Origin of the sequence: Streptomyces sp. CB03234 (genome assembly GCF_001905885.1) — a bacterium.
GTDB lineage: Bacteria > Actinomycetota > Actinomycetes > Streptomycetales > Streptomycetaceae > Streptomyces.
On sequence record NZ_LIYH01000002.1, the window covers coordinates 949,063 to 971,806 of the forward strand.

18 protein-coding genes are annotated in these 22,744 nt (G+C 73.0%); 6 read left to right on the plus strand and 12 right to left on the minus strand.

Annotated elements, in window-relative coordinates; genetic code table 11:
- Window positions 1-17 precede the first annotated feature (17 nt).
- The gene (gene nucS, locus AMK26_RS11315; protein WP_179166412.1) at window positions 18-680 is read right to left on the minus strand and encodes an endonuclease NucS; all 663 of its coding nucleotides are present in this window, start codon (window positions 678-680) and stop codon (window positions 18-20) included.
- A 221-nt stretch (window positions 681-901) separates the two neighbouring features.
- Between nucS and AMK26_RS11320 the strand changes: the two genes are divergently transcribed.
- Window positions 902-1,294: an SCO5389 family protein gene (locus AMK26_RS11320; protein WP_064071815.1), complete on the plus strand. Its 393-nt coding sequence runs from the start codon at window positions 902-904 to the stop codon at window positions 1,292-1,294.
- Window positions 1,295-1,360: 66 nt separating this feature from the next.
- Here AMK26_RS11320 and AMK26_RS11325 read toward each other — a convergent pair whose 3' ends face one another.
- Window positions 1,361-2,395 (minus strand): LLM class flavin-dependent oxidoreductase, encoded by a 1,035-nt coding sequence (locus AMK26_RS11325; protein WP_073754379.1) that lies wholly within the window; start codon window positions 2,393-2,395, stop codon window positions 1,361-1,363.
- A 193-nt stretch (window positions 2,396-2,588) separates the two neighbouring features.
- On the opposite strand from AMK26_RS11325, the gene AMK26_RS11330 reads away from it, so the two are divergent.
- Window positions 2,589-2,918, plus strand: coding sequence for an ATP/GTP-binding protein (locus tag AMK26_RS11330; protein ID WP_073754380.1), 330 nt, complete (start codon window positions 2,589-2,591; stop codon window positions 2,916-2,918).
- Between the two features lie 16 nt (window positions 2,919-2,934).
- On the opposite strand, the gene AMK26_RS11335 is transcribed toward AMK26_RS11330, so the two are convergent.
- From AMK26_RS11335 to mce, 9 genes are all read right to left on the minus strand, one after another.
- Window positions 2,935-3,756, minus strand: coding sequence for an ABC transporter permease subunit (locus tag AMK26_RS11335; RefSeq protein ID WP_073754381.1), 822 nt, complete (start codon window positions 3,754-3,756; stop codon window positions 2,935-2,937).
- A complete protein-coding gene (locus tag AMK26_RS11340) occupies window positions 3,753-4,910 on the minus strand; it encodes an ABC transporter ATP-binding protein (RefSeq protein WP_073754382.1) in 1,158 nt (385 codons plus the stop codon). The genes AMK26_RS11335 and AMK26_RS11340 overlap by 4 nt, the downstream gene beginning before the upstream one ends.
- 112 nt (window positions 4,911-5,022) lie before the next feature.
- Entirely contained in the window at window positions 5,023-8,580 is a 3,558-nt protein-coding gene (locus AMK26_RS11345; RefSeq protein WP_073754383.1) for a substrate-binding domain-containing protein, read from the minus strand.
- 109 nt (window positions 8,581-8,689) lie between these two features.
- A complete protein-coding gene (locus AMK26_RS11350) occupies window positions 8,690-9,652 on the minus strand; it encodes a pectate lyase family protein (RefSeq protein WP_073754384.1) in 963 nt (320 codons plus the stop codon).
- 250 nt (window positions 9,653-9,902) lie between these two features.
- Entirely contained in the window at window positions 9,903-10,682 is a 780-nt protein-coding gene (locus AMK26_RS11355; protein WP_073754385.1) for an ABC transporter permease, read from the minus strand.
- A gap of 2 nt (window positions 10,683-10,684) precedes the next feature.
- Entirely contained in the window at window positions 10,685-11,620 is a 936-nt protein-coding gene (locus tag AMK26_RS11360; protein WP_073754386.1) for an ABC transporter ATP-binding protein, read from the minus strand.
- Window positions 11,621-11,774: 154 nt separating this feature from the next.
- The gene (locus AMK26_RS11365; RefSeq protein ID WP_073754387.1) at window positions 11,775-12,713 is read right to left on the minus strand and encodes a cellulose-binding protein; all 939 of its coding nucleotides are present in this window, start codon (window positions 12,711-12,713) and stop codon (window positions 11,775-11,777) included.
- Between the two features lie 115 nt (window positions 12,714-12,828).
- Window positions 12,829-16,914: a polarized growth protein Scy gene (gene scy / locus AMK26_RS11370; RefSeq protein WP_073754388.1), complete on the minus strand. Its 4,086-nt coding sequence runs from the start codon at window positions 16,912-16,914 to the stop codon at window positions 12,829-12,831.
- 199 nt (window positions 16,915-17,113) lie between these two features.
- Window positions 17,114-17,554 (minus strand): methylmalonyl-CoA epimerase, encoded by a 441-nt coding sequence (gene mce / locus AMK26_RS11375; RefSeq protein ID WP_073754389.1) that lies wholly within the window; start codon window positions 17,552-17,554, stop codon window positions 17,114-17,116.
- Between the two features lie 137 nt (window positions 17,555-17,691).
- On the opposite strand from mce, the gene AMK26_RS11380 reads away from it, so the two are divergent.
- Both AMK26_RS11380 and meaB read left to right on the plus strand, forming a co-directional pair.
- On the plus strand, window positions 17,692-18,900 hold the full coding sequence (locus AMK26_RS11380) for an acetyl-CoA C-acetyltransferase (RefSeq protein ID WP_073754390.1): 1,209 nt from the start codon (window positions 17,692-17,694) through the stop codon (window positions 18,898-18,900).
- A gap of 28 nt (window positions 18,901-18,928) precedes the next feature.
- Entirely contained in the window at window positions 18,929-19,888 is a 960-nt protein-coding gene (meaB, locus tag AMK26_RS11385) for a methylmalonyl Co-A mutase-associated GTPase MeaB (protein ID WP_073754391.1), read from the plus strand.
- 347 nt (window positions 19,889-20,235) lie between these two features.
- On the opposite strand, the gene AMK26_RS11390 is transcribed toward meaB, so the two are convergent.
- Complete coding sequence (locus AMK26_RS11390) at window positions 20,236-20,613, minus strand: PepSY domain-containing protein (protein WP_073754392.1); 378 nt, start codon at window positions 20,611-20,613, stop codon at window positions 20,236-20,238.
- Between the two features lie 117 nt (window positions 20,614-20,730).
- Here AMK26_RS11390 and AMK26_RS11395 point away from each other — a divergent pair, with 117 nt between their 5' ends.
- Together AMK26_RS11395 and AMK26_RS11400 are read left to right on the plus strand one after the other, a co-directional pair.
- Window positions 20,731-21,390, plus strand: coding sequence for a response regulator transcription factor (locus AMK26_RS11395; RefSeq protein ID WP_073754393.1), 660 nt, complete (start codon window positions 20,731-20,733; stop codon window positions 21,388-21,390).
- Window positions 21,387-22,742, plus strand: coding sequence for a sensor histidine kinase (locus AMK26_RS11400; protein WP_073754394.1), 1,356 nt, complete (start codon window positions 21,387-21,389; stop codon window positions 22,740-22,742). Before AMK26_RS11395 ends, AMK26_RS11400 begins: the two co-directional genes overlap by 4 nt.
- The last annotated feature ends 2 nt before the right edge of the window (window positions 22,743-22,744 follow it).

The following is a 22,744-nucleotide window of genomic DNA, read 5'->3' on the forward strand; positions in this document are numbered from 1 at the left end:
CGCGTACGGAAAACGGCTCAGAACAGCCGCAGCTTGTCGTCCTCGATGCCGCGCAGCGCGTCGTAGTCCAGCACCACGCACCCGATCCCGCGGTCCGTCGCCAGGACGCGGGCCTGCGGCTTGATCTCCTGGGCCGCGAAGACGCCCTTCACCGGCGCCAGGTGGGGGTCGCGGTTGAGCAGCTCCAGATAGCGGGTGAGCTGCTCCACCCCGTCGATCTCGCCACGCCGCTTGATCTCCACGGCCACGGTCGCGCCGTCCGCGTCGCGGCACAGGATGTCGACGGGCCCGATGGCGGTCGGGTACTCGCGGCGGATCAGGGTGTAGCCGTCGCCGAGTGTCTCGATCCGGTCGGCGAGGAGCTCCTGGAGGTGTGCTTCCACGCCGTCCTTGATGAGGCCGGGATCGACACCGAGTTCGTGCGACGAGTCGTGGAGGATTTCCTCCATCGTGATGATCAGTTTCTCGCCCGCTTTGTTCACGACCGTCCAAACACGGTCATCACCCTCCTTGAGGGTGCAGGGCGGCGACATCCAATTGAGCGGTTTGTACGCCCGGTCGTCGGCATGGATGGACACGCTGCCGTCCGCCTTGACCAGGATCAGACGGGGCGCGGAGGGCAGGTGGGCGGTGAGCCGGCCCGCGTAGTCCACGGAGCAGCGGGCGATGACGAGACGCATGGTCGGCAACGCTACAAGACACACGCTCTTCCGCGCGATTCGGCCCTAAACTCCCCTTCTCCCATGGCCGGTTGTCCACCCAATCTCCTGGTGCGGTCCGGACAGCGCGCTTACCGTGGAAGCGGGAGGTTGTCGCTCGTGCACGCTGCGTGTCGTGCGGGGGGCGTCCTCCTTCCCTGCCCGTAAGGCCCCGAGTCCCCGGGGCCGCGAGAGGAGAACCCATGTCGCTCGACGTCTCACCGGCGCTGTTGGAACAGGCCGAGCGAGGCGAGGTCGACGAAGCCGACTTCGTCGACTGCGTCCGGACCTCCCTGCCCTACGCGTGGGAGATGATCAGCTCTCTGGTAGCCCAGCTGAAGGTGGACGGCGGTGCGTTCGCCGACAACCAGACGCCGCCGCCGGACGAGCAGGCGCGCGGCCAGCTGCTTCGCGCGCTGGCGAGTGACGCGATCCGGGGTGCGCTCCAGCGGCACTTCGGCGTGCGTCTGGCGTTCCAGAACTGCCACCGCGTCGCGGTGTTCCCGCTGGACTCCTCGGTCGACGAGCGGCTTGCCCGCTTCACCTCCGTACGAGCCCAGCTGCTGAACCAGTCGCCGACTCTGCGCGACTGCTGACGCCTTGTGCTGCCGCTCCGCATCGCGGGAGGTGCAACTGGTGCAGGGGCGGCAGCATGGTGGCCATCATTCGAGCCGGGGTACCACCTCCGCCCCCAGCCGCCGGACGTTCTCCTCCGTGGCCGCGACATCGCCGGAGCCCTCGACGAGCAGCGCGAAACGTGTGATGCCCGTACGCTCCGAGGTCGCCGCCAGCCGGTCGGCGGCCACCCGCGCCGACCCCACCGGGTGGAGTCGGCACAGCAGCTCCGTATAGGCGACGGGGTCGCGCATCGCGCGGTGCCTGCCGTCGACGGTGACATGGGCGTCCAGCCCCTGTTTCATCCAGCCGGGCATCGCCTTGAGCAGTGTCTCCACCGCGTCCGCCGTCCGGTCCGCGATCTGGGCCACGCCGGCCGACACATGGCCGCCCGCCGCCCGGGCGACCGCGTCCGGGGTGTGGCCGGCGGCCAGCGCCTCACGCCGCCACAGCGCGACCATGCCGGCCTTCTCCTCGTCCCCGCAGTGCATCCCGAGCAGCATCGGCAGGCACCGCTCGGCGGCCAGCTTCACGCTCCGCGGCGAGGTGCAGGCGAGCACCGTCTCCGGTACGGGATCGCCGTCGATCAGCTCCTGCGGCCTCGGTACGACCGCCACCTCACGGAACCGGTGGCGCGGCCCGTCCGCCGCGACGCGCGGCTCGCGCAGCCAGCGCAGCAGCAGGTCCAGCGATTCAGGGAACCCCGTCTCGTACGCCGCCAGGCCCGCGCCGAACACCTCCAGGTCGACCCACGGCCCGCCCCGGCCCACACCGAGGGTGAACCGCCCGCCGGAGGTGAGGTGCAGCAGCGCCGTCTGTTCGGCCAGCGCGACCGGATGGGTCGTCGGCAGTACGCTCACGGCCGTGCCGACCCGGATGCGACGCGTCCGGCCGAGCAACAGCGCGGCGAGCGTCACGGCCGAGGGACACACGCCGTACGGTACGAAGTGGTGCTCGGCCAGCCATACCGAGTCCAGCCCGGCCTCCTCGGCCACCTCCGCCGACCGCACCGCCCGGTGCAGCGTCTCCCCCTGGCCCTGGCCGGGAAACTGCGCCGCCAGTACAAACGTTCCCACACGCATCGCCTTATGCCTCCTTGACCGGCCGACGCGGCTCCCCTCACTGGCAACAACGCCTGGCAGGTGCCAAAGGCAACGGCCCACGGGCAAGTTGTTGCGATTTTCCGGTAACTCGAACCGAACGGTGCGAGTACCCACAGTCGCGACCCTTAGGCTGGACGGGCAGAAGTCCGCGCCCGCCCCAGTGAGGTGTTCCTTGTCCCCGCGCCGCAACCGCCCCCGTGGCGGCGAGAAGCCGAACATGAACAGCGGCGAGTCGGGCGACAGATACGGCGGCTTCCAGCGCAGCGAATCCTGGCAGGACGAGGAGTGGTCGGTCCGTCATGTGGCGGGCGCGAGCGCCGCCGGCAAGCGGTACCGCTGCCCGGGCTGCGACCAGGAGATCCCGGCGAGCGTCCCGCACGTGGTGGCCTGGCCCGAGTACGGCGGCGTGGACGACCGGCGGCACTGGCACAAGGCGTGCTGGAACGCGAAGGACCGCCGCACCACGCGGGTGCAGCGGTCCCGTAACGCGCCCCGCCACTGAGCGGGGGCGCCGTGCGTCACTTCACGTCGCGCCGGTCCATGGCGAAGAACGCGCCGGTCATCGCGACGGCGGTCACGCCGAGCAGGATCCACAGCGGCGTCCAGCCGTGCGGGCCGCCCTGGCTCAGTCCCTGCTCGCTGTAGAAGGCGATGAGCAGGCTCGGGATCGCGTACTCGAGCAGCACCTCCCGCACGTCGGCGAGCGACTCGGAGAACATGAACATCCCCGCCACCAGGGGCAGCAGCATCACACCGATCATCACGGTGATCGCGCCCGCCGAGTGCCGGATCAGCGCGCCCACGGAGAGGGACAGCAGCCCCAGGACGGCGACGAAGAGCCCCGCGCCCACCGTCGCGCGCAGCCACTGCTCACCGGTCGCGGTGCCGGAGCCGACCATGCCGGAGTGGATGGCGGCGACGAGCGCGGCGGTGACCGTGGTGACGGTGAAGGTGAGCAGGAAGAAGACGACGGCCTTGGCGAGCAGCACCCGGCTGCGCGAGGGGCACGCCGTCAGCGTCGTACGGATCATGCCCGTGCCGTACTCGGACGCGATGGTCAGCACCCCGAGCGTGACCACGCACAGGGAGCCGAGCAGGACGCCGTAGAAACCGAGCACCAGGACCGACTCGCCGCCCATGTCGGTGCCGGAGGCGGAGACCGCCACGGCGGCGAGCAGGCCGACGCCCAGCATCAGCACGACCATGACGCCCAGCGTCCACATCGTGGAGCGCACCGAGCGGATCTTGGTCCACTCGGAGGCGAGCGCGTCCCCGAGGTGGGCGCGGCGCACCGGGATCGGTGAGGTGTACTGCTGCTGCTGGTAGGGGGCGGTGGTCATCGGGCGTCCTCGCTCTTGCTCAGGTCTGCGGGGGCGGGGGCTGCGGCGGGCGGGGGCGGCGCGGCCTGGTAGCCCTGCGGCGGCTGCTGTACGCCCGGCTGCTGTCCGCCCGCGTACGGGTTCTGCCCGGGCGGCGGCGGGGCGTACCAGCCCTGCTGCGGCACTTCCGGAACGACCGGCTGCGGCGGCGCGTACCCCATCGGGTCCGGCTGCCGCATCAGCCCGGCCTTCTGGTCGGCCGTCGAGCGGTAGTCCACCGCGCCCTGGGTCAGGCGCATGTACGCCTCCTCCAGCGACGCCTGGTGCGGCGACAGCTCCCACAGGCGTACGTCCGCGCCGTGCGCCAGGTCGCTGATGCGCGGCAGCGGCAGCCCGGTCACGCGCAGGGCGCCGTCCGGTTCCGACATGACCTGCCCGCCGGCCTCGGCGAGCACGCCCATCAGCTTCTCCCGCTGCGCGGGCTCCGTCTGCGGCGTACGGACCCGGGCGAAGTCCGCGGAGTTGGCCGAGATGAAGTCCTTGACGCTCATGTCGGCCATCAGCTGACCGCGGCCGATGACTATCAGGTGCTCGGCGGTCAGGGCCATCTCGCTCATCAGGTGCGACGAGACGAAGACCGTCCGGCCCTCGGCGGCCAGCGCCTTCATCAGGTTGCGCACCCAGAGGATGCCCTCGGGGTCCAGGCCGTTGACCGGCTCGTCGAACAGCAGCACCTGCGGGTCGCCGAGCAGCGCGGCCGCGATACCGAGCCGCTGCCCCATGCCGAGCGAGAACCCGCTGGACCGCTTCCGGGCCACGTCCTGCAGCCCGACCACGCCCAGCACCTCGTCCACCCGGCGCGCCGGGATACCGGCGAGCTGGGCCAGCGACAGCAGGTGGTTGCGCGCGCTGCGCCCGCCGTGCACCGCCTTGGCGTCGAGCAGCGCGCCCACCTGGCGCGGCGCGTTCGGCAACTGCCGGAAGGGGTGCCCCCCGATGGTCACGTGGCCCGACGTCGGCCGGTCCAGGCCGAGGATCATGCGCATGGTGGTCGACTTGCCGGAGCCGTTGGGCCCCAGGAAGCCGGTGACGGTGCCGGGCCGCACCTGGAAGGAAAGGTTGTACACGGCCGTCTTGGCGCCGTAGCGCTTCGTCAGGCCGACTGCCTCGATCATTCTCCAGCCCCATCGACAGGTCGGGTCGCATCAGGGCGCAGGGCCCCCGTAGGAGGTAAGAGCCTATCGAGCCCTTGACGGTTCCGGCCAAGCCGTAAAAGAGACCGTTCCGTCATGAGGCCTCCCGGTAGACGTGCGGCGCCACGCCCGTCACCTTGCGGAAGACGCGGCTGAAGTAGGCGCGGTCGTGGAAGCCGACCGCACGGGCCACCGCCTGCACGCTCTCGTCGCTGTGGCGCAGCCGTTCCTTCGCGCGCAGCACGCGCAGACGCGTCAGGTAGTCCCACAGGGTCAGGCCCAGCTCGCGGTGGAAGAGGCGGCCGAGGTGGTTCTCGCTGACACCGGCCCGCTGGGCGATCTCCCGGCGGGACAGCTGCCGCCGGTAGTGCTGCTCGATGTGGGCGAGGGCGTGGCGGACCGGGGCGTACGAGCGCAGGGCCGCCGGGTCGGTGCGCCGCGCCATCGCCGTGAGCAGGGCGGTCAGCTCGCCGTCGGTGAGGATGCCGCGCCCGAGGAGCACCAGGCCGGGGTACGGCTCCGCGCGGTGGACGTCGTCGGCGGTGAACCCGTGGCCGCTGAGCATCAGTACCGGGACGACCGGCAACCGGCGCGCGGAGGCCGTCTCGTACATGCGCTCCACGACGGCGAAGCCGTCCATGTCCGCCAGGTCGCGGGCCACGACGAGGAAACAGGGCAGCTCCTCGGCGAGGAGGGCCGTGGCGGCGGTGCCGTCCGCGGCGGTGCGCACCGTACGCCCCGGGAGGATGCCGGCCAGCAGCCGCCGCAGGCGCTCGCGGTCGGCCGCGTGGCCGTCGGCGACGACGACGGGCTCGGCCGGCTCCGAGGGGCGCAGGGCGTGCAGCGCGCCGGCGAGGTCACGGCCCCGGACCGGTCCGTACAGCAGGAAGGGGACGTGGCGGCACGCCGGGTGGTCGTGCAGGCGCTGGACGGGCGCCCATTCGTGCGGGCGGGCCTGGACGACGTCCCAGGCGACGGCGGCCGGGGCGCGGTCGGCCAGGAGCGAGGCGACGTCCTCGTCCGGGTGCAGCCGGTGCGTCGGCAGGCCGTGGCGCCGGGCGATGCTGGTGACCTCGCGCGGCGGCGCGGCGGCGCTCGCCACGAGGAGGGGGGTGCGGCGGCCGCCTCCGGCCGGGGACCCGGACGCGTCGGCCGGGGTGGGCAGCGGCAGCTCCAGACGGAAGCCGCGCCGCCCCGGGGCGCGGTACACGGTCACGGACCCGCCGTGCAGGACGGCCAGCCGGCGCGCGATCGCCAGGCTGAGCCGCGTCCCGGGGGCGTCTGAGGCGAACGGCTCGAAGAGGTGCTCGGTGTCGCCGTCGCCGTCGCCGTCGCCGGAAGGAAGGGCCAGGTCCGGGCCGGTGAGGTGGACGAGCAGCCCGGGGAGGCGTACGCCGGCGGCGAGGGTGAGGGGAGCCGGGCCGCTCGTGAGGGCGGCCGCGGTGGTCAGGAGGTTGCGGAGGATCTGGGCCAGCCGTGGTCCGTCGGCGCTGATCGCGGGCAGTCGCGGCGGCACTCGCAGCGTCAGGGGCACGCCCGCGCCGGCGGCCGCCGCGGTGAGCAGCGGACGTGGGTCGAGGAGTTCCCGTGACAGGTCCAGGGCGTCGATCTCGGACCGGGACAGGTCGAGCAGGTCGTCGATGAGCCGCAGCAGGCGGCCCGCGTCGGCGTGGGCGACGCGCAGGGCGGCGGCGGGGTCCTGGGCGCCGCCCGCGGTGCCGGTGTGGCGCAGGAGTGTCTCCACCGGGGTGCGCAGTTCGTCGGTGGCGTTGTCGAGGAGCCGCGTCTTGAGGCGGTTCGCCTGCTCGGCGGCGTCCCGGGCGCGGCGTACCTCGTCGAACAGGCGGATGCCCTTGAGCGCCGCGCTGATCTGGTCCCCCAGCGCCCGGTACACCGGGCCGCGCTGGGCGGCGCCTTCCCGACCGGGCGAGGCGTCGAACAGGGCGAAGCCGAGCTGTTCGTCACCGATGTGGAGCGGTTCGGCGACCAGCGTGAACCGGTGGTCGTCGCGCGGCAGCAGGGCGTCCGGGAGGATCCGGCCGACGGGGTACGGGGCGTCCGGGCCGCCGCCCGGTACCGCTTGCGCGGCCCGTTCGGCACGCGACAGTACGGGACGGGCCACGCCCTCCTCGTCCCCGTACAGCACCAGCCGGCAGCCCGGGACTCCCGTGCCGGGCAGGTGGCGGGCCAGGGCGTCGACGAGGGCGTCGGTGTCGACGGCGGTGGTGAGCGCCGTGCCCAGTTCCCGCAGCCGGCGGGCCTCCTGCTCCTTCACCCACCGCTCGTACTCCAGCAGCCGGTGCGACTTGTCGGCGACCATCAGCCGCGCCTGCCCGAAGAGCCGCTCGGCGTACGACCGGAGGGCGGGAGGCAGCGTGGTGAGCGCCGTCTCGCGGGCGCGCAGCAGGGCGTTGTCCCAGGCGGAGGCGTCGTCGAAGGTGCGGACCTCGGTGCCGATGAGGGCCTCCAGCAGGGACAGGAACGCCGCGCCCGACTCCGCGTCGAGGTCCGCCCGGAAGGCGGCGGCGAGTTCCTCGGCGGCCCGGGGCACGGCGGCGAACGGCACGGCGGCGTCCGGCTCCGAGGCGACGGCCGCCGGCCCGGCGGCGGACGGCCCGGCGGTCACCGAACCGGCTGCGTCCGGCCCGGCCGCGTACCGCCCGGTGGTCACCGGACCGGCCGCGTACCGCCCGGCGGTGGCCCGGTCAGGGGGTTCCGGCGCTGAGGTGCCGGTCGGCCGGCCCTGTGTCACCAGCGGCGAGTGGCAGCCGCAGGACCGGCGCGTGACCAGCGTCCCGGGGACCACGTTGCGCGGGGGCGGCCGCGTCCCGCGCAGCCGCGCCAGCAGGGTGTCCACGGCGAGCGCGGCCAGTTCGGCGAAGGGCAGCGACACGGACGTCAACGGCGGGTCGGCGAGCCGGGCTTCGAGGGAGTCGTTGAACCCGACGACCGCCACGTCCCCCGGCACCCGGATGCCCCGCTGCGTCAGCGAGCGCAGCGCGTCGGCGGCCAGGACGTCGCTGCACGCGACGAGCGCGTCGAAGTCCCGGCCCGGCCGCAGCCCCCGCACGTCCAGCAGGACGCGCAGCGCCGAGGCGCCCGCCCCGCCGGCGAAGTCGGCGGTGGCGGCCACCAGGGACGGGTCGGCGGGGAGGCGGTGGCGGGCGACGGCACGGGTGTACGCGCGGTAGCGGTCGAGCGAGACGGGATGGGTCAACGGGCCGCGGATACAGGCGAGCCGGCGGCAGCCGTGCGTCTCGACGAGGTGGCCGACGGCCTCCCGCATGCCCGCGTGACTGTCGAGCAGCAGCGTCTCGTGCCCGGCCAGGTCCTGGTTGAGGCTGACGACCGGCAGCGCGCCCAGCCGGCGCGCGAGCCGCGAGCCCTGCTCGCTCCCGGCGGGCAGGGCCAGGGTGGAGGTCCAGCAGATCACCCCGTCGAGCCGGTCCTCGCCGATCAGCTCGTACAGCGCGTTGCGGGGGGAGCCCTCCGGCCGCAGCGGCCCGCCCGGCAGGCACACCAGGTTGGCGTCGCCCCGCTCGGCCGCCGCGAGCACCCCGGACCACAGGGTCGCGCCGACGCCCAGGTGGATGTTGGCCGTGACCAGGGCGAGCGTCGGGCGCCTGGCCCGTGCGGGTGCGCCTGCCGCCATGGGCTCTGGACGATAGTGGCGGGTCCCGCGCCCGGACAAGACCCGTGACGCGCGCGGCAACGGGAGCGGCCCCCACCCTTGGGGAGGGTGAGGACCGCCGCGCGCGCCGTCAGATTTTGCCGACGCCCGCACCCGCCGTTACGAGGGACTTCACACTCGACGGGGTGGCCACCGTGTAGCTGTACGGGATGGCCTTCACGGTGCCGCTGGTCTGGCCGGCGCCCGAGTTGACGAAGTGGTTGTTCCGCGCCACCAGCGAGCCGGGGTCGGAGTCGCCCTCACCGACGTGGAACGGGTCGTCGGTGTTCTCGAAGTAGTTGCCCTCGACGAGCACGCCCGCGTTCTCCGTGGAGGCCACGCCGTAGTCACCGATGTTGCTGAAGTAGTTGTTCAGGACGTGCACCGGGTTGCCGAACCGCACGCGCGGGTTGCGCTGCGTGGTGCCGTCGAACCAGTTGTTGACGTACGTCACGCGCAGCTTGCCGGTGTCCTGGGCGCCGTTGCTGTCGGAGTGGCCGAGCAGCATGTTCTTGTTCTGGTGGTGCGTGCGGTTCCACGACACGGTGACGTAGTCGGAGGCGCGCTTGATGTCGACGGCGCCGTCGTAGGCGCCCGAGATGTCGTTGTGGTCGATCCAGACCCTGGTCGACTCCTGGACGTTGATCGCGTCGTCGTTGGAGCCGGTGAAGGTCAGGTTCCGGATGATGACGTTGGAGACCCCGCTGACGTTGAGGCCGCTGCCGGTGATCCGGCCGGCGGTGCCGACCCCGACGACGGTCTTGTTGGCGGCCACCTTCGTCATCGAGCTCAGCGAGATCGTGCCGTTCACCTGCACGGTCACCGGGTCCGTCCGCTGTACGGCGGCGATGAACGCGGAGGCGCTCGACACGGTGACGGTGGCGCCGCCCGCGCCGCCCGTCGTCCCGGCGCCGAAGCCGATGGGCCCGGCGGCGGCCACGGCGGCCGGCTCGACCGCCCCGCTGCTCGCCGCGGTCGTGCCGGTGAGGGCCACCGCGGCCACGGCCGCGGTCACCGCGCCGGCCAGCTTGTACCGTGCGCTCGTCCTGCGCATGGGAGAACTCCGTCCGATGGGGGATGGGCTGGACTTCGTCGTGCGTACCGCGAGCGCGCGCATGTGTACGCATGCGTGCTGGGGATGTGCTGCGGTACGTACCGGTGCCGCGCGGCCGGCTCACTGACGATGCTAGGGCGGGGCCTGTGGACGATGGTGAGCCCCATGTGGACTATTGCGCGCGGCCGGTTCGACACCTGCGGGCGACCGGCGTAGGCCCGCCCCGCCGCCGGTACGTCACGCGTCCGCGTTACGCGTCCCGGCGCTTCAGCACCGCGTACCCGCCGAGCAGCGCCGCCGCGACCCACAGCAGCATGATGCCCATGCCGCCCCAGGGGCCGTACGGCGCCGGGTCGCTGCCCAGGGCGCCCGGGACGACCTGCATGATCGTGGAGCCCGCCTGGTCGGGGAAGTACTCGGCGACCTCCTTCGCCTTCGGCACGGCCGACAGGATCTGGGAGATGAGGAAGAAGAACGGGACCAGGATGCCGAGCGAGAGCACCGTCGAGCGCAGCATCGCCGCCACGCCCATCGAGAACACCGCCATCAGGCCCATGTAGAGGCCGCCGCCGATCACCGCGCGCAGGACGTTCTCCTCGCCGATGGTGGTGCGGTGCTCGCCCAGCAGGGCCTGGCCGAGGAAGAAGGACAAAAAGCTGGTCGCGAGGCCCACCGCCACCGCCAGCACGCCCGCCACGGCGATCTTGCTGAAGAGGAACGTGGCCCGTTGCGGTACCGCCGCCAGCGACGTACGAATCATCCCGGTGGTGTACTCCGTGCCGACCACGAGGACACCGAAGACCACCATCGCCAGCTGGCCCAGCAGCATGCCGGAGAAGCTGACCACCGTCGCGTCGAAGGTGGCCCGCTCGATGGGCGGCATCTCGTCGAACGTCTCCCGCACCAGCGCCGACAGCGCCGCGCCCATCGCGACGGTGACGACCAGCGCGCTCGCCAGCGTCCAGACCGTCGAGGACACCGTACGGATCTTGGTCCACTCCGACTGGAGGACCGCGGGGACGGATGCCATCGTCAGACCTCCTTCGTCCACTGGGGCCCGGCCGTGGCGTGCGCGTGGTACTCGACCGCCGCCGCCGTCATCTGCATGAACGCCTCCTCCAGCGAGGCCCGCTGGGCGCTCAGCTCGTGCAGCGTGACCCCGTGGCGGGCCGCCAGCTCGCCGATCTGCTCCGGCGTCGCGCCGTCGACCTCCAGCGTGCCGTTGTCCGCCTCGACCGCCGCGAGGCCGGCGGAGTGGAGCGCGTCGCGCAGCTGCTCCCGCTGCGGCGAGCGCAGCCGCACATAACTGCGCGAGTTCCGCTGGATGAAATCGGCCATAGACGTGTCCGCGAGCAGCTTGCCCTGGCCGATCACGATCAAGTGGTCCGCCGTCAGGGCCATTTCACTCATCAGATGACTGGAAACGAAGATCGTCCGGCCTTCGGCGGCCAGCGCCTTCATCAGATTGCGGATCCAGTGAATTCCCTCGGGGTCCAGACCATTGACGGGTTCGTCGAACATCAAGATCTGCGGATCACCCAGCAGCGCGGCGGCGATTCCCAGTCGCTGCCCCATGCCCATCGAAAAACCTTTCGGCTTCTTCTTGGCCACGGCCGCCAGACCCACAAGATCCAGTACTTCCCGGACCCGGCGCCGCGGAATGCGGTTCGACTGCGCCAGGCACAGCAGGTTGTTGTACGCGGTGCGCCCGCCGTGCAGCCCCCGCGCCTCCAGCAGCGCGCCGATGTACTTCAGCGGCTCGTCGAGCTCCCGGTAGTGACGGCCGTCGATACGGACCGTCCCGCTCGTCGGATGGTCCAGACCGAGCACCATCCGCATCGTGGTCGACTTGCCCGCCCCGTTGGGCCCGAGGAAGCCCGTCACCACGCCCGGGCGGACCTGGAAGGAGAGATGGTCGACCGCCGTCTTCGTACCGAAACGTTTCGTTAGACCCTCGAGCTCGATCACCCGTCCACGCTACGGGCGCCCGAAGCCCCCCGCCACCGGAATGACACGGCCCACTTCCGCCGCGGAAGCGGTACGCGAAAGGCCCCGCGGGGCCCACGCGCGCACGGCCGGCCGGGCGTGCACGTCGTGGGCCCGCGCGGGGCCCTCGGGAGAACTAGCGGGTCTGCTGCGCCGGGACGCCGCGCGAGACCGGCTCGTCGTCCACCGGGGAGCCGGCCGCGGCCACGGCCGCACCGGTCAGCGTGGCCAGCATCTCGCGGACGTTGGTCAGCTGGGCGTTGATCGAGTCGCGACGGTTCGTCAGCGCCGCCAGCTCGCGCTCCGATTCGCTGCGGATACGATCCGCCTTGGCGTTCGCGTCCGCCACGATGTCCTCGGCCTGGCGCTGCGCCGTCTCCACTGTCTGCCGGGCCCGGCGCTCCGCGTCCGTACGCAGCTTCTCCGCCTCCAGGCGCAGCTGCTCCGCCCGGTGCTCGATCTCGGCGAGACGCTTCTCCGCCTTGGCCTGGCGCGAGGCCAGGTCCCGCTCGGACTGCTCACGCCGCTTGGCGAGGTTCGTCTCGAAGTCGGCGGCGGCCTGCGCGGCCTTCGCCCGGGTCTCCTCGAAGAGGGCGTCCGCCTCCTCGCGCTTCGACTGGGCGTCCTTCTGCGCCTCGGCGCGCAGCGAGTTCGCCTCGCCCTGGGCCTTCTCGACGATCCGAACGCCCTCGTCCTCGGCCTTCGCCTTGCGCTCCGCCGCGAACGACTCGGCGTCGTTGCGCACCTGCTGCGCCGCCGACTCGGCGAGTTCGCGGTGCTGCTCGGCGGCGCGACGGGCCTCCTCGCGCAGGTCCTTCGCCTCCTCCTCGGCGAGGCGGAGGATCTTCTCGACGCGGGCACCGAGACCGGCGTACGACGGCTCGGCGTCGCTGACCTGGGCCTGGGCGTTCTGCGTCTCGAGGTGGAGCTCCTCGATGCGCTTTTCCAGAGAGGTGATTCGGGCCAGAGCACTGTCTCGGTCGGCGACGAGCTTGGTAATGCGGTCATCCACCTGACCGCGGTCGTAACCACGCCGCACGAGCTCGAAGCCGAAGGGGGAGGAAGTGTCGCTCATGGGGTTCCTGTCGAATGAGACCGGTGAGGTGTTAGGGGGAATCCTAGGGGGCTATGCGGCGTGTCTTCGAGCGGATGCTTGTTCAAACTGGAGAATGTCCAGCCTTTTGAGTGGCTTACTCGTCGTTTGACTTGCCACTCGAACGGGTAACTCCGGCCGCCGCGGTGGCCTTGAGCCCGCCCTCCTTGGTACCCCCCGCAGGCGCTTCGAAAGACTCCAACGCCTCCAGCACGTCCTGGACACGGGAGATTTCCGCCTGAATGTCCTCGCGGCGGCGCACCAGCACCTCCAGTTCCCGCTTGCCCTCGGAGATCATCTTCTCGGCCTCGCGCTGCGCGTCCGCCTTGATCTTCTCCGCCTCGCGGGTGAGCGTGGCCTTCTTCTGCTCGGCCTCCTTGAGCAGCCCCTCCGCCTTCTTCACCGCCGAGATACGGACCTTGCTCGCCTCCGAGTTCGCCTCGGCCAGCAGCTCCTTCGCCTTCGCCTCCGCCTCGGCCCGCTGCTCGGTCGCGGCCTTCACCAGCTTGTCGACCCGCTCGCCCGCCGACTTCAGCTGCTCGGCGCTCTCCCGGCGGGCCCGCTCGTGCAGCTCCTCGATCTCCGCCTCGGTACGCCGGCGGAGCTCCTCCGTCCGCTCCCTTATGGCCGTCGCGTCACCCCGCGCCCCGACCAGCAGCTCGTCCGCGTCCGTACGGGCCTTCTCCACCAGCGAGTTGCCCTCGACGGTCGCCTCGGAGACGATCCGCTCGGCCTCCTTGCGGGCCGCGCCCACCATCGTGTCGGCCTGCGACTCCGCCTCCGCGGTCGCCCGCAGCGCCTCCTCCTGGGCCTTCGCGATGAGCTGGTCGGCCTGCTCGGCCGCGTCCGCCCGCCGCTTGGCCGCCGCCTCGCGCGCCTCGTCGACCACCCGGTCCGCCTCGGCCCGCGCCTCGGCACGCACCTGCTCGGCCGCCGCCTCCGTCTCGCCGCGCAGCCGCTCCGCCTCCGCGCGGATCCGCTCCGCCGCCTGCTGCGCGGAACCGACCGTCTCGGCCGCCTCCGCCCGCAGCCGCTCGGCCTCCGCCGAGGCCTCGGTACGCAGCCGCTCGGCCTCCGCGGCCGCCTCCGTACGCAGGCGTTCCGCCTCCGCCGTCGCCTCCGCGACCAGCCGCTCGACCCGCTCGGCGGTCTCCGTACCGATCCGCTCGGCCTCGCTCGTCGCCTCGCCGATCAGCTGGTCCGCCTGCGCCGCCGCGTCCGCCCGCCGCTTGTCGGCGGCCTTGCGCGCCTCGTCCAGGACCTGCTCGCCGTCCGCCCGGGCAGCCGCCCGCAGCGCCTCGGCCTGCGCCTCACCGTCCGCCTTGACCTGCTCGGCCTCGGTACGCAGCCGCGCCGCGTCCCGCTCCGCCGTCGCCAGCAGCTCGGCCGCCTCGGCCGCCATCCGCTCGGCCTCGCTCGTCGCCTCGCCGACCAGCCGGTCCGCCTGCGCCGCCGCCTCCGACCGGATGCGGTTGGCGTCCTCGCGGGCCTCCGCACGCGCGCGTGCCGCGTCCTGCTCCGCCGAGGCGAGCGAATCCGACGCCTCCGTCCGCATCCGCTGCGCGTACTCGGCCGTGTCGGCCCGCAGCCGCTCCGACTCCGTGATCGCGTCCGCCATCGTGCGCTCCGCGAGCGCCTTGGCGGCCTCCGTCTCCTCCTGGGCCCGCTCCCGCAGCCGGCCCGCGTCCTCCGCGGCCCGCTCCCGCTCCGCGTACGCGTCGGAACGGACCCGGTCCGCCTCCTCCTGCGCCTCGGTACGCGTCCGCTCCGCCGCGTGCTCGGCCGCCGACCGCAGCCCGGCGATCTCCTCCTCGGCCTGCTCGTGCAGCCCCGCGACCGCGTCCCGCACCTGCTGCGCCGTCTGCTCGGCCGCCGACACCATCTCGGTCGCCCGCCGGTCCGCCTCCTCGACCAGCCGCTGCGCCTCGGTCTGCGCCTCCTCGACGCGCTTGCGCGCCGACGCCAGCAGCTCCTCGCTCTGCTCGCGCGCCCGCTCCCGCTCCTGGTCCGCCTCCGTGCGCGCGGCGCCCAGTGTCTCCTCCGCCTCGCGGCGGCGCCGGTTCGCCTCCTCCCGCGCGGCGGCCAGCTCCTCGGCCGCCTCCGCCGTCACCCGCTCGGCGGCGGCCTGCGCCTCCGCCCGCATCCGGTCGGCCGACTCCTGCGCCTCGCTCTTGAGCCGCTCCGCCTCCGCGGCCGCCTCGGAACTCAGCCGGAGCGCGCTGTTCTCCGCCTCCGCGCGCGTGGCCGACGCGTCCGACGCCGCCTCCGTACGCAGCCGCTCCGCCTCCTGCTCGGCCTGCGCCTGGAGCGTACGGATCCGCTCGGCGGCCTCGCCGCGCTGCCGCTCGGTCTCCTCGGCGGCCTCGCGGCGGATCCGCTCGCCCTCGGCCCGCGCCTCGGTCAGCGCCTGCTCGGCGGCCGTGAGACGCGCCTCCGCCTCCGTGTGCAGCCGGGCCAGCTCCTCGGCGGCCTCCGCCTGCCGGGCCGCGATGCCCCGCTCGGTCTCCTCGCGCAGCGCGGCGGCGGCCTGCTCGGCCGCGGCCTTCACCGACTCGGCCTGCTCCTCGGCCTCCGTACGGAGCTGCTCGGCCTCCGTACGGGTGCGCTCCAGCGTCTCCTCGGCCTGCGTGCGCAGGGCCGTCGCCCGCTCGATCGCCTCCGTACGGACCCGCTCGCTCTCGGCCGTCGCGGCCGTCCGCAGCTCGTCCGCGTCCGCCTTCGCCTTGGTCAGCAGCTCCTCGGCGGTCTTCGCCGCCTCCTCGATCTGCTGGACCGCCTCGCGCCGCGCCTCGCCCCGGATCCGCTCGCCCTCGGAGATCGCCTCCGCCCGCAGCTGCTCGGCCTCGCCGCGCAGCCGGCGCGCCTCCTCCTGGAGCTCGACCGTCTTGGCGCGGTACTCCTTGGTGTCGTCCTTGGCGGCGCCCTTGAGCTGCTCGGCCGTGTCGTGCGCCTCGGCCCGCAGCCGGTCCGCCTCGGCCTCCGCCTCGCGGCGGATCCGCTCGGCCTCCTCCGATGCCTTGCGGGTGGTCTCCTGCGCGTCGTCGGACGCCTTGGACAGCACCTCCTCGGCGGTACGCGCCGCCTTGGCGAGAGCGGCCGCCGAATCCTCCGCCGCCGCCGTACGGGCCTTCTCGGAGGCCTCCGCGACCAGCTTCTCCGCCGCTGCGCGTGCGTCGGCCAGCGCCTGCTCGGCCTCCGCCTTGAGGGCCTCGGACTCCTTCGTCGCCTCCCCGACCAGCCGGGCGATCTCCGCCTTCGCCGTACGGGTGCGCTGCTCCGTCTCCGACTCGGCCGTCGACAGCCGCTTGGCCGCCGCCTCACGGGCCTCCGCGACGACCTTGTCGGCCTCCGCGCGGGCCTCGCGCAGCCGCTCCTCCGCCTCGGCCATCCGCTGCTCGGCCGCCCGGCTCAGCTCGGCGGCCTGCTGGCGCGCCTGGTCCGACTCGGCGGTCGTCGTGCTGCGCAGCTGCTCGGCGTGGCTGGTGGCCTCCTGCGCCTGCGTGGACGCCGCGTTCAGCAGCCGCTCGGCGTCCTTGCGGGCCCGCAGCAGGATCGCTTCGGCCTCCGCGCGGGCCGTCTCCGTCTCCGCGCTCAGCCGCCGGCGGGCCTCCTCGGCGAGCCGGGTGGCCTCCGCGCGGGCCGCCGCCAGGGCCTGCTCGGCCTCCGCGCGGGACTCCTCCATCAGGCGGCGCGCCTGCGCCTCCGTACGGGCGCGCAGCTGCTCCGCCCACGCCACGTTCTCGTTGACGTGCGCCTCGACCGTCTGGCGGCGCTCGGACAGCTCCTGGTCGAGCCGCTGGCGCCGCTGCACCGCCTCGGCGTGCAACTCCGCCTGGAGGCGGGCCTGGTGCTCGGCGTGCTCCTGCAGTATCCGCTGCGTCTGGGCCCGCGCCTCGCGCAGCTCCCGCTCGGCGTCCGAGCGGAGCTGGTCGGCCTGGATCTGGGCGTTCCGCAGCAACTGCTCGGCCTGATAGCCGATGTCGGCGTTGTCGTACGCCGGCCGGGACGCGATCGTGCGGCGCGCCTCATGGAGCTTGGCGCGCAACACCTCGACCTGGTAACCGAGGTCCTCGGCGTGCTGGACGGCCTTCTCCCGCTCGGTCTTCAGCCGGTCCATCTCGGCTTCGAACCGCGAAAGGTGGTCGTCAGCCCGGTGGCTCTCCTGGCGTTCGTAGCCCCGCACTGCGCGGTCCCATCCGTCCCCTGGTCGCAACTCTCTTTGTACGAGCACCGTTCGCCGGCGAACGGCCCCCCGGGGAATGGTGTCAGATCGAATGGCTCGACCACGACGCCGCGGCACGGCCCCGACCGGCCCCGGCCCGGAGCCGCCCACTCTACCGGGCCGGGAATCGGGAGGTCAGTGCTCCACGTCAGTGCTCCCGTCAGTGCTCCGTGGAGGACGGCTCGGCCGATGTGACCAGTTCGGTCAGGACGCCGTGGCAGTCCTTGGGGTGCAGGAACGTGATACGGGACCCCATGGATCCGATGCGGGGCTCGTCGTACAGGACCCGCACACCCTTTTCACGGATCGCGGCGGCGTCGCCGTCCACGTCCGCCGTGCCGAAGGCGATGTGGTGGACCCCCTCGCCGTTCTTGGCCAGCCACTTCGCGACGGTGGAGTCCTCGCGGGTCGGCTCCAGGAGCTGGAGGTAGGAGGCGCCGCCGTCGGAGGTCCCGTTGATCTTGAGCATGGCCTCACGGACCCCCTGCTCCTCGTTGACCTCGCTGTGGAACACCTCGAAGCCGTACGTGGCACGGTAGAACTCAACAGTCTTGTCGAGGTCGAAACAGGCGATCCCGATGTGGTCGATTCGCGTCAGCATGGGACCAGTGCAGCGCGGCGGAGGTGGTTACGCAACGTGCGCGCCATCACACTGGCTGCCCGGTGACCAGGACACGTACCGCTCAGTACATTGGCGGTAAACCCTCGTTCACTCTCCACTCCAAGGGGCCGTGCCTCATGTCTGGAACGACCGGTACCACCTCAGTCATCGTCGCGGGCGCACGCACGCCCATGGGCCGCCTGCTCGGCTCGCTGAAGACCTTCTCGGGCGCCGACCTCGGCGGCTTCGCCATCAAGGCCGCACTGGACCGGGCCGGCATCGGCGGCGACCAGGTGCAGTACGTGATCATGGGCCAGGTGCTCCAGGCCGGGGCAGGGCAGATCCCGGCACGGCAGGCGGCCGTCAAGGCCGGCATCCCCATGAACGTGCCCGCGCTCACCATCAACAAGGTGTGTCTGTCGGGCCTCGACGCCATCGCCCTCGCGGACCAGCTGATCCGCGCCGGCGAGTTCGACGTGATCGTCGCCGGCGGCCAGGAGTCCATGACCAACGCGCCGCACCTGCTGCCCAAGTCCCGCGAGGGCTACAAGTACGGCGCGATCGAGATGATCGACGCCATGGCGTACGACGGCCTCACCGATTCCTTCGAGAACATCGCCATGGGCGAATCCACGGAGAAGCACAACACGCGCCTCGGCATCCCGCGCGAGGCGCAGGACGAGATCGCCGCCCTGTCCCACCAGCGGGCCGCCGCCGCGCAGAAGAACGGCATCTTCGAGGCCGAGATCACGCCCGTCGAGATCCCGCAGCGCAAGGGCGAGCCCGTCGTCTTCAGCAAGGACGAGGGCATCCGCCCCGAGACCACGGTGGAGTCGCTGGGCAAGCTGCGCCCCGCCTTCGCGAAGGACGGCACCATCACCGCCGGTACGTCGTCGCAGATCTCCGACGGTGCGGCGGCCGTGGTCGTGATGAGCAAGGCCAAGGCCCAGGAGCTCGGGCTGGACTGGATCGCCGAGATCGGCGCCCACGGCAACGTGGCCGGGCCGGACAACTCGCTCCAGTCGCAGCCGTCGAACGCGATCGCCCACGCCCTGAAGAAGGAGGGCCTGGACGTCGCCGACCTTGATCTGATCGAGATCAACGAGGCGTTCGCCGCTGTGGCCGTGCAGTCAATGAAGGACCTCGGGGTATCCCCGGAAAAGGTGAACGTCAACGGCGGCGCGATCGCGCTCGGGCACCCGATCGGCATGTCCGGCGCCCGTGTCGTCCTCCACCTGGCGCTGGAGCTCAAGCGGCGCGGCGGCGGGGTCGGCGCGGCGGCGCTGTGCGGTGGCGGCGGCCAGGGCGACGCGCTGATCCTGCGCGTCCCGGGCAACGGCAAGTAATCCTCGCTGCGAGTAAGGAGCTACGTACGTGAAGGTGGACGTCCCCGCACTGGTCGCCCAGGCACGGGAGGGCCGGCCCCGTGCCGTGGCCCGGCTGATCTCGCTCGTGGAGGGGGCGTCCCCGCAGCTCCGTGAGGTGATGGCGGCGCTGGCCCCACTGTCCGGCGGCGCGTACGTGGTGGGCCTGACCGGCTCGCCCGGTGTCGGCAAGTCGACCTCGACGTCGGCGCTGGTCACCGCGTACCGGAAGACCGGGAAGCGGGTGGGCGTGCTCGCCGTGGACCCGTCGTCGCCGTTCAGCGGCGGCGCGCTGCTCGGTGACCGGGTCCGGATGTCCGAGCACGCGTCGGACCCGGGCGTCTACATCCGGTCGATGGCCACCCGGGGGCACCTGGGTGGGCTCGCGTGGGCGGCGCCGCAGGCGATCCGGGTGCTGGACGCCGCCGGGTGCGATGTCGTCCTCGTGGAGACCGTGGGCGTCGGGCAGTCCGAGGTGGAGATCGCCTCCCAGGCCGACACGTCGGTGGTGCTGCTCGCGCCCGGGATGGGCGACGGGATCCAGGCCGCGAAGGCGGGCATCCTGGAGATCGGTGACGTGTACGTCGTCAACAAGGCCGACCGGGACGGGGCCGACGCGACGGCGCGGGAGCTGAACCACATGCTGGGCCTCGGCGAGGCGCGCGGGCCCGGCGACTGGCGGCCGCCCATCGTGAAGACGGTGGCCGCGCGCGGCGAGGGCGTCGACGAGGTCGTCGAGGCGCTGGAGAAGCACCGCGCGTGGATGGAGGAACGGGGCGTTCTCGCGGAACGCCGCCGGGCGCGGGCGGCCCACGAGGTCGAGACCATCGCGGTCACCGCGCTCCGCGAGCGGATCGGCGACCTCCACGGCGACCGCCGCCTGGACACGCTGGCGGACCGCATCGTCGCGGGCGAGACCGACCCGTATGCGGCGGCGGACGAACTGGTGGCGGGCCTGACGGGGCAGTAGCGGCGCCGTGCCGGTCCCCGTTGTGGGCGGTCGCCCCGTTGGCCTCGCCCTCCCCGTTGTGGGCGGTCGTCCCGCTGGGGGTCCCCCCAGGGCGGAGCCCTAGGGGGAGGGACGGGTGGGCACAACGGGACGGGGCGGCGCCCTTTCTCGGTTCGCCCCGGCGCGGCACCCCTTCCCCGGTGCCCCGGCGGCGGCTACCCCCGGTGGGTGGGGGCGGGGCCCCTCCGGGCTCACCTCCTCGAGGCCGGCGGCCTTGGGTCGCGTGCAAGGGAGTCCTTTGCGAGCCGCCAACCCTTGCGGGGGCGACCCTGCACGGCTCCACCCGCCCGCACGCCGTCCGCGGGGCGTCAGTCGTCCTGGTCGGTGTCCTGCGCGGCCTTGCCCGTCTGCGCGTCGACGTCCCAGTCCTGGACCTTGCCGTCCTTCGTCAGGAGCTCGACGTCCCAGGACTTCCTGTTGTCGTCGTCGTCCAGGTCGAGGGACACCACGGTGCCGTGGTTCGCGACGGCCTTGAGGGCTTCGTCGGCCGTCACCTTGATGCCCTGGACGGCGCGCTGGGCCTCGTCGGCGTCGGACGCGTCGTCGCGGTCGTCGTCCACCTGGGTCGCCGCGTGGTGGACCTTCGACGGGGCGGCGTCGTCCGCCGACGAGGCGAACGCGGCCGCTGTGCCACCTGTGAGCAAGGCCGCCGCGGTGACCGTGGCGATGACGATGTTGCGCTTCATGGATGCCTCCGAATGTCGGTGCCTTCTCGGTACGGCAACCACGGTGCCGCCGGCTCGCTGAACGCAGCCTGAAGGCGGCTGAAGGCTTCTTCAGGTTCCGTTTGGGACCCTGAACGCATGCGCCTGTTGATCGTGGAGGACGAGAAACGGCTCGCCCTGTCGCTGGCCGCCGGGCTGCGGGCCGAGGGGTTCGCCGTGGATGTGGTCCATGACGGGGCCGAGGGGCTGCACCGGGCGGGGACCGGTACGTATGACCTGGTCGTGCTGGACATCATGCTGCCCGGCATGAACGGCTACCGCGTGTGCGGGGCGCTGCGGGCGGCCGGGCACGATGTGCCGATCCTGATGCTCACCGCCAAGGACGGTGAGTACGACGAGGCCGAGGGCCTGGACACGGGCGCCGACGACTACCTGACCAAGCCCTTCTCGTACGTGGTGCTGGTGGCGAGGGTGAAGGCGCTGCTGCGGCGGCGCGGGGGCAGTCCGTCGCCCGTGCTGAGGGTGGGGACGCTCACGGTGGACACGGCGGGCCGGCGGGTGCGGGTGGGGGAGGAGGAGGTGGCCCTCACGGCGAAGGAGTTCGCCGTGCTGGAGCAACTGGCCACGCGGGTGGGTGAGGTGGTGTCGAAGGCGGACATCCTGGAGCACGTCTGGGACTTCGCGTACGAGGGCGACCCGAACATCGTCGAGGTGTATGTGAGCGCGCTGCGGCGGAAGCTGGGGGCCGGGGTCATCACGACCGTGCGGGGTGCCGGGTACCGGCTGGAGGAGCGGTGAGGTCGGTACGCGCCCGGACCGCGGTGGGGGCGACGCTCGTCGTCGCGCTGGCTCTGGTGGTGGCGGGGGTCGCGCTGCTGGGGGTGCTGCGGGGCAATCTCGTGGACCAGGCGGAGCTCCAGGCGGAGGTGTCGGCGCGTTCGGTGGCCTCGCAGATCGCGGGCGGCACGCCCTTCGCGAAGCTGGACCTGCCCGACGACACCGAGGAGCACCCGGTGCAGGTGGTGGACGAGGAGGGGCGGGTGGTGGCCGTCGGGGAGGACATCGAGGCCATCGGGGGAACGGGGAGCCCCGGTACGAAGGCGGTCGCGGGCGGCGCCGCCGGGCGCGGTGAGGTGTCGGAGGACGTGGACCACTCGACGGGCGCGGTCACCGTCGACGGTGAGACGGCGACGTACCGCTTCGCCGCCGTCGAGGTGTCGTCCGGGGTGACCGTGTACGCCGGCGCGCCGCTGGCCACGGAGGCGGCGACCGTCGCGGGGGTGCGGGACGCGATGCTCGCCGCGCTGCCGCTGCTGTTGCTGGTCGTGGCGGGCGTGACGTGGCTGGTGACCCGGCGGGCGCTGAAACCGGTGGAGGGCATCCGGCGGGAGATGGCGGCGATCACGGCGTCGGCGGACCTGTCGCGGCGGGTGCCGGAACCGGCGACGCGGGACGAGGTGGCCCGGCTGGCGCGGACGACGAACGAGACGCTGGCCGCGCTGGAGGCGAGTGTGGAGCGGCAGCGGCGGTTCGTCGCCGACGCGTCGCACGAGCTGCGCAGCCCCATCGCGAGCCTGCGCACCCAGCTGGAGGTGGGGGCGGCGCACCCGGACCTGCTGGACGTTCCGGGGGCGGTCGCCGACACCGTACGGCTGCAGCAACTCGCGGCCGACCTGCTGCTGCTGGCCCGCCTGGACGCGGGCGAGCGGCCCGGGCAGGGGCGGTTCGACCTGGCCGCCCTGGTGCGGGAGGAGGTGGCCCAGCGGGTGGGGGACAGGGTGCCGGTGCGCGTCGAGGCGGAGGACGCCGAGGTCGACGGCTCGCGCGCCCAGCTGACCCGGGTGCTGGGCAACCTCCTCGACAACGCCCAGCGGCACGCGGAGGCCTCCGTGGCCGTGACGGTGCGCCGCGAGGGCCGGCACGTCGTGCTCACCGTCGCGGACGACGGGGCCGGCGTGCCGGAGCCCGAGCGGGAGCGGATCTTCGAACGGTTCGTACGCCTCGACGATGCCCGCAGCCGCGACGCGGGCGGCGCGGGCCTGGGCCTGGCCATCGCCCGTGACGTGGCGGTGCGTCACGGCGGCACGCTCACGGTCGGGCGCGCCGCGGAGGGCGGTGCGCTGTTCGTGCTGCGCCTGCCGGCGGGGTGAGG